This window comes from Deferrivibrio sp., from assembly GCF_055117995.1.
This window is the reverse complement of record NZ_JBSQOT010000060.1, coordinates 1-7,533: the sequence shown is the minus strand read 5'-3', so window position 1 is coordinate 7,533 and position 7,533 is coordinate 1. Positions and strand designations below refer to the sequence as shown.

Here is a 7,533-nt window from a genome sequence, read left to right as displayed (position 1 = left end):
TCCTAATTCATTCTTTATCTTTGTTGGGTCTATTGCATATCTTAAATCATGTCCTGGCCTGTCCTTAACAAAAGTTATTAATTCTTCTGACTTTCCTAGTTCCTTAAGTATTGTCTTTACTACTTCTAAATTTGTTCTTTCATTATGGCCACCTATGTTATATACCTCTCCTTCTCTTCCATTATGTATTATTATATCAATTGCTGAGCAATGGTCTTCTACATATAACCAATCTCGTACATTTTTACCATCACCATATACAGGAAGAGATTGATCGTTTAATGCTCTAATAATCATTAGAGGTATTAATTTTTCTGGAAAATGATATGGTCCATAATTATTAGAACATCTTGAAATAGTTACAGGTAATTTATATGTTCTGAAATATGCAAGGACTAGAAGATCTGCTGCCGCCTTTGATGCTGAATAAGGTGATGATGGATGTATAGGTGTTTCTTCAGTAAAAAACAAATCTGGTCTATCAAGAGGTAAATCTCCATATACTTCATCTGTTGAAACTTGATGAAATCTTTTTACACCAAACTTCCTTGATGCATCCATTAAAACTTGTGTTCCCATTACATTAGTCTTTAAAAATATTCCTGGGTCTTCTATTGATCTATCTACATGTGATTCTGCTGCAAAATTTACAACTATATCAAAATTTTCTTCTTCAAAAAGATTAAATACAAATTCTCTATCTGCTATATCTCCCTTTACAAATCTAAAGTTTGGATTTTCAAGAGCTTTCTTTAAAGTTGATAAATTTCCTGCATATGTTAACTTGTCCAAGCAAACTATTCTATAATCATTATATTTATCAAGCATATAGTAAATAAAATTACTTCCTATAAATCCTGCTCCACCTGTCACAAGTATATTCATAATATTTTATCCCCCTTATCAATATGTAAAATTACAATCACTATCTTTTAATAAAGGTGCATTTTTATCCTTTTCTGAAAGTATAGGATTATCTATTCCCCAATTAACACCTATTTCTGGATCATCAAATCTTACACTTCTATCATGTTCTTTAGAATAATATTCATCTACTTCGTATTGAACTTCAACATCGTCTGTTAAAGTTAAAAAACCATGTGCAAATCCCTTTGGTATTAATAGCTGTCTTTTATTTTCATCAGATAATTCAACAGCAATCCATTTTTTGTATGTTGAAGAACCCTTTCTTAAATCAACAGCAACATCTAATATTTTTCCTCTTGTGCATCTTACAAGCTTTGTCTGTGCCATAGGATTGTTCTGAAAATGTAAGCCTCTAAGAGTTCCCTTTAAGGCTGAATAGGAATGATTATCTTGAACAAAGTTTATATCTAATCCAATTTTTTTAAAAACTTTTTTTGAATAGCTTTCCATAAACCAACCACGGTTATCTCCAAAAACCTTAGGTTCTAATATATATACACCATCTAACTCTGTTTTTATAAGATTCATTTATTCCACCTCTTAATATCTAATATTACCTTCTGCAACCTTTTTCAAATGCTTTCCATAAAGAGATTTTCCATATTTTTTAGCTGAAATTAATAACTCTTCCTTTGAAATCCAATCATTTATATATGCTATCTCCTCTGGAGCAGATATAATTATACCTTGTCTTTTTTGAATTATTCTAACAAACTCAGATGCTTCAATTAACGATTCTACAGTACCTGTATCAAGCCATGCATAACCACGACCTAAAAGCTTAACATCAAGCTTGCCCATTTCTAAATAAATTCTGTTTAAATCAGTTATCTCAAGCTCTCCCCTTGCACTTGGTTTTAATGTTTTTGCATATTTTGCTACATCTTTATCATAGAAATATAGTCCTGTAACAGCATAGTTTGATTTTGGATTTTTAGGTTTTTCTTCAATGGATATTACTCTTCCCTCATCATCAAATTCTACTACACCAAATCTTTCAGGGTAATCTACATAGTATCCAAATACAGTAGCTCTACCTTTATTTTCTGCCGCTTCTCTTAATAACTTTGTTAAGTTATGTCCATAGAAAATATTATCTCCTAATATCATTGCACAATCATCATCACCAATAAAGTCTTCACCTATTATGAAAGCTTGGGCTAGACCATCTGGTGATGGCTGTTCTGCATAACTTAAATTAATCCCAAATTGACTTCCATCACCTAAAAGTTCCTTAAATCTTGGTAAATCCTGTGGAGTTGAAATAATTAATATATCTCTTATGCCTGAAAGCATTAATGTTGATAGTGGATAGTATATCATAGGTTTATCATACACTGGTAAAATTTGTTTGCTTGTAACAAGAGTTAGTGGGTATAGACGAGTACCTGAGCCACCTGCGAGAATTATACCTTTCATTGCATTCACCTCGTAGAAAATATTTTATACTTGAATGATACATTTGTTAGAACTATTAAGCTTTATGGTATTGTGTTCTAGTTAAAAAACAGATTCCTAGTAAAAAATTGAATAAGGACTCTTTCTGGACGCGTCGTAATAATTAAGTCCATTACTAGCCACAAAGTAACACTAGCAATAACCGTAGAGTTGAAAATTAACTTATACGCACTTCCTCTTTTTAGCTTATTTGAAGCTATAGAATAGACTATGAAATTTAATATCAAAAAGTTTCTAGCCAGTCTGTAGAAAGTCGTTGACATCATATATAAAGGGAAAAAGACAATCCCAATTATATTGATCCAAAAAACCAGATTTATAAATTCTATATCAGCAACTCTTTTTTTCTGATTGTAATTTATACTATCATTTAATTCATCCATGATATTGGTTTTAAAATTTTTTCTGATAATAACTTTTCTAGACCAATAAACAAGGATTATGCTTATTAAGTGCAAAATAACTGGGATTAAAAAACCAAAATTTGTTCTACTACTTAAATATCTAATAACTTTTTCATCATCAAAGAATTTAAGTATCAACTGCAAAAATGGTACTTGGTTATTATTTAAAAATGCAACTATAGTCAGAAAAATAGTTCCTGTGGCAATACCTTTTACTAACCTGTTTTTATCATTAGCATTCACAAATATTAAAGGGGTGTAAAATATAAACGCAGTATGAATACTGAATGCAATCAAAACTAGTACCAAAAATTTTATCTTATCCTTAAGTAAATTTCTTTCTAAAAATCTTATAGCAACTAAAAATATTGTCATCGCAATAAAATTACGAAAATGCTCACTATCAATAATCATTGGATACATCATGTACATCAATAATATATAATTTGAGTTATAAGCATATCTTTTTATTACTGTTTTATAAAGCAATAGTAGGCAAATCGCTGTAACTAACATCCTAAAAGCAAAAAAGTCTAAGTTGAGTAAGTTACCGACCTTCATAAGGAATGTATATCCTACCTGTGCGCTTTCAAATAAACTGACATTTCCGATACTATCATACCTAATTTTGTAATTGATGTAATCATTCTGTCCTATATATTCAGGACCAGCACCACTTATAAATAGGAGTATTGTAATTAGAGTGCCTATTGTAAGCAGCGTAGATTGTCTCTTTCTAAATGCAAATAATAAATTAATAAATAATATAAATAAATATAGATATAAAGTCATGATTATTACCTCTTTGCTAATTCAAATTATTAGATGTTCTCTTTAAAAAATCTTTCTAACCAGCTATCAAAATCATATTTATTAACAATTTCTTCTTCTACATTTTGATAAGGTGTATTAAGAAATTGAGGTAGATTTTCGATATCATCTTTTCCTAAGACGAAAATATTTTCTTTCCTATAAAAATCCCTGTTTACTATTGTTTTGTCATTAGTTATTAGCTTTTTTCTGAAAAAAAGAGCTTCTAGAGGTCTAAGGGTTAATCCACTTTGTTTTTCTGATAGATAATCAAGAATAGCTTTACTTTCCGAAATATAATCCAATACTTTTGTGTAGGAGATTCTTTCTTTATAAATCTCTTTATAAACTTCATGCTTTCTCCCAGTAGGAGTAATATGAAAATAACTTGAAATCCCTAAATTATCAAATTTCTGCTTTATGTCCACTAAATCTTTAATCCTACCTTTATCTCCACCAACAAAAAATACATCAAATTTATCTTGTGTTGTTTTTAATGATACATTGTTAAAATAATATTGCGTATTATACTTTAGTCCATATCTAGCACAATCTTCCTCATCAAAAGACCATATTTCACAATCGACATCCGAAAATTGATCTAAGCCTACACACTTGTCAACGGGATTCCAATACCACACAATAATTCTAACATCAGGATTTTTTCGTCTAATGAATTTTACCACAGGTGGTGTAATTTTAGATGCGTGAATAATTACTGTTTCATAGTGCGTTATTTTTTTCTTCCAAGATGCTATCCAGGGAGAGGTCCATGGTATATTAAGTTCTATTTGAACCCTTCTAATGGCTCGCATTGCAGTAGGAAGCTGTTTATATACTTGTGCTACTTCAATTCCACGCTTGGCCGCTTCCACAGCGTGAAACTCTTTATTATTTAGCCATAAAAATAGGCATTTATTTTTATTTAAACTAAATTTATCTTCCATATTTTCATCCTTCACAATAAAATTTTTACTACTTTTATTACTTTGTTTTTATAAATTTAATTTTCTATTGAATTCTTAAAATCCATAAAAAACTTTTTCCTACGCTCTTCTATTATTTCCTTATCATATTTCTTAGCTTCAGCATAGTTTCGTTTCGCCTGTATACTCATAGTATCTTTAGTAAATGATTGTAAAATATTACAAATTTCATCTATATTTCTTCGTGTATTAGAAAAAATATATTCTGGTTCTAATAGTTCAGGTATACCTGCAGTATTTGCACCAAATGAAGGTAACGCACGGCTCATTGCTTCAATTAACGCTCGTGGTAACCCTTCCTGTCTACTTGGTTGTGCATATATATCTATAGTATCAAGCCAATTAAATACTTTGCTTTGAGGTATTGACCCCAAAAACTTAACTTGATCCGTAACATTAAATTTTTCAGCTACCGATTTTAAATATGTTTGATCTCCCCCACCAACAAGTTGATATTCATAATTTGTGATACCTTGCTTTTTCAATTTACCTAAAGCTTCTATAACGAACTGTTGTCCTTTATATCTAACGTCGACCGCTGCAGTAGTACCTATAACTATTCTACTGTTACCTTTCATGTTATTAATTTTATTTAACCTGGCCTTAAGAACATTATCATCAAATTCTTTTAATGCTACATTTGAGCAGTTTATGCTTTTTCCCTTAGTAGGATATCTCTTCTGTAAGAATTCATTAGTTACATAAACGACATAGTTTGCATCATTAACAAGTTTTTTTGTTTTGAAATACATATATGGCGCAACAAACTTTCCCTTTAGACTATGATTCCAAAGCGCACCCCAAGCACATCCTACTACTTCAATAAGGTAAGGTTTATTGTGTCTTATTGCATATTTAATAGTTAAAGAACCAATTGAACTCGGTAATCTAGCTATTAAGCAGTCTGATTGTCTAACTTCATTTTCAATTATTTTATTGGTTTCAATTATTTTGTAAAATGTCTTAATTGATTTAAAATTAGGTATTCCAACAAAACGCACTCCCTTAATACTAGCTAACGTCAATTTATTAGTTAATATATCTATCTCTTTTTGTCTAGAAATTACAGTCACATCTTTGAAAATATTAACGTATCTTTGTAATACTTCGCCAGACAGTCCCCCCCTACTATAATATTCATCTTTATACTTATAAAATATATGGTCATGTGCAAACACTACTTTCATTCTTTTTACCTCTCCTTTAGTAATTTTGCAGGAACTCCTCCTACTATAGAAAATTCTTTTACTTCATTTTTAACTACTGCACCCGCAGCGATTATACTTCCCCTCCTAATTATTGTTCCTGCCAATATTCTAGAAGCTGCACCTATCCAAACATTATCTTCAATAATTGTTGGAATACTTCTACATCCTTGGTCTTTAATATTAATATTAATATCTGAATATATATGCTCTGTAGACATTATTGTTGTAGAATGAGCTATTGAAACATCATCTCCTATTTTAATACCTCCAGCAGCATCAATATAACACATTGGATGAATGCTTACATTGTTTCCAATCTCTAGATTTTCTGCATTTAAAATATACACTCCAGAAAATATTGCAACATTTTCTCCGCAACTTTTACAAATATTTTTAAGGCATATATACCTGATGAAAATAGCCATTAAACTATCCCAATTTCTTGTTAATTTGAGTATTCTTTTATAAAATCCTTTTGGCAGTATTTTAGATAACTTCACTATAAAACTTATTAATTTTTTATATTTAACCAGTAGCTCTCTTTTTCTCATATGCATTTCTCTCCAAAATATTTTTTATACCACTCTACAAACTTACCTATTCCTTCTCTTATACTTGTATCTGGTTTAAACCCTACATCTCTCATCAAGTCATCCACATCAGCATATGTCATAGGTACATCTCCATCTTGCATTGGTAAGAATTCTTTTTTTGCTTTTTTACCTATTTTTTCTTCTAAAACTTCTATAAATTCCATTAATTCTACTGGTTTGTTATTCCCTATGTTATATACTTTATAAGGTGCACTGCTTGTCCCTGGATCTGCTTTTTCTTTGTTCCAATCTTTATTTGCTTTTGGAGGATTATTAAGTAATCTTATTACTCCCTCAACTATATCATTTATATATGTAAAGTCTCTTTTCATTTTACCATGGTTAAATACTTTAATAGGTTTATCATTCATTATTGCATCTGTAAATAAAAATAATGCCATATCTGGTCTACCCCATGGCCCATACACTGTAAAAAATCTTAGTCCTGTAGTAGGTAATCCAAATAAATGGCTATATGTATGAGCCATAAGTTCATTAGATTTTTTAGTAGCTGCATAAAGACTTATTGGATGATCTACATTATGATGTATAGAAAATGGCATAGTAACGTTCATACCATAGACAGAACTTGAAGATGCATAAACTAAATGTTCTACTTTATAGTGTCTACACATTTCAAGTATATTCATAAAACCTACTATATTAGATTGAATATATACATCAGGATTTATAAGACTATATCTTACTCCTGCTTGAGCAGCTAAATTTACTACTATGTCTATCTTGTTTTCTTTAAACACTTTTTCTAAAGCTTCTTTATCTTGTAAATCTGCATATATGAATTTAAACTTATCATATTCTTTAATAATCTCCAATCTTGCTTTTTTAAGATTAACATCATAATAATCGTTTAAGTTATCTAATCCTATAACAGTACAGCCTTCATCAAGTAATCTCTTGGATAGGTGAAATCCTATAAATCCTGCAGCTCCTGTAATAAAGTATACTTTATTTTTATCTAGCTCTTTGTAGTCACTTCTCATCTTACAGCCTCCAATATAAGTAGTTCATATTTTCTGCTTCTTTACGATCAAAAATTCCTTTTACATCAATTAAAACTTGTTTCCTATTATCACAATCTTTGTCTAAAGCAGCTGCTACTTCTTCTAATACTTCATTATTTTGA

Annotated in this window: 8 protein-coding genes; all 8 read right to left on the bottom strand. The window is 30.0% G+C overall.

What is annotated here, in order from left to right; all coding sequences use genetic code 11:
• On the bottom strand, positions 1 to 885 hold an 885-nt coding region (rfbB, locus tag ACTCAF_RS10445), incomplete at its 3' end, for a dTDP-glucose 4,6-dehydratase (RefSeq protein ID WP_463063223.1).
• 18 nt (positions 886 to 903) lie between these two features.
• Entirely contained in the window at positions 904 to 1,455 is a 552-nt protein-coding gene (gene rfbC, locus ACTCAF_RS10440; RefSeq protein ID WP_463063222.1) for a dTDP-4-dehydrorhamnose 3,5-epimerase, read from the bottom strand.
• A 12-nt stretch (positions 1,456 to 1,467) separates the two neighbouring features.
• Positions 1,468 to 2,346: a glucose-1-phosphate thymidylyltransferase RfbA gene (rfbA, locus tag ACTCAF_RS10435; protein WP_463063221.1), complete on the bottom strand. Its 879-nt coding sequence runs from the start codon at positions 2,344 to 2,346 to the stop codon at positions 1,468 to 1,470.
• A 77-nt stretch (positions 2,347 to 2,423) separates the two neighbouring features.
• Complete coding sequence (locus tag ACTCAF_RS10430) at positions 2,424 to 3,581, bottom strand: EpsG family protein (protein WP_463063220.1); 1,158 nt, start codon at positions 3,579 to 3,581, stop codon at positions 2,424 to 2,426.
• 29 nt (positions 3,582 to 3,610) lie between these two features.
• Positions 3,611 to 4,546, bottom strand: coding sequence for a hypothetical protein (locus ACTCAF_RS10425; RefSeq protein WP_463063219.1), 936 nt, complete (start codon positions 4,544 to 4,546; stop codon positions 3,611 to 3,613).
• Positions 4,547 to 4,602: 56 nt separating this feature from the next.
• Positions 4,603 to 5,772 (bottom strand): glycosyltransferase family 4 protein, encoded by a 1,170-nt coding sequence (locus ACTCAF_RS10420; RefSeq protein ID WP_463063218.1) that lies wholly within the window; start codon positions 5,770 to 5,772, stop codon positions 4,603 to 4,605.
• Between the two features lie 5 nt (positions 5,773 to 5,777).
• Positions 5,778 to 6,344: an acyltransferase gene (locus ACTCAF_RS10415; RefSeq protein ID WP_463063217.1), complete on the bottom strand. Its 567-nt coding sequence runs from the start codon at positions 6,342 to 6,344 to the stop codon at positions 5,778 to 5,780.
• Entirely contained in the window at positions 6,341 to 7,390 is a 1,050-nt protein-coding gene (locus tag ACTCAF_RS10410) for an NAD-dependent epimerase (RefSeq protein WP_463063216.1), read from the bottom strand. The genes ACTCAF_RS10415 and ACTCAF_RS10410 overlap by 4 nt, the downstream gene beginning before the upstream one ends.
• Positions 7,391 to 7,533 lie beyond the last annotated feature (143 nt).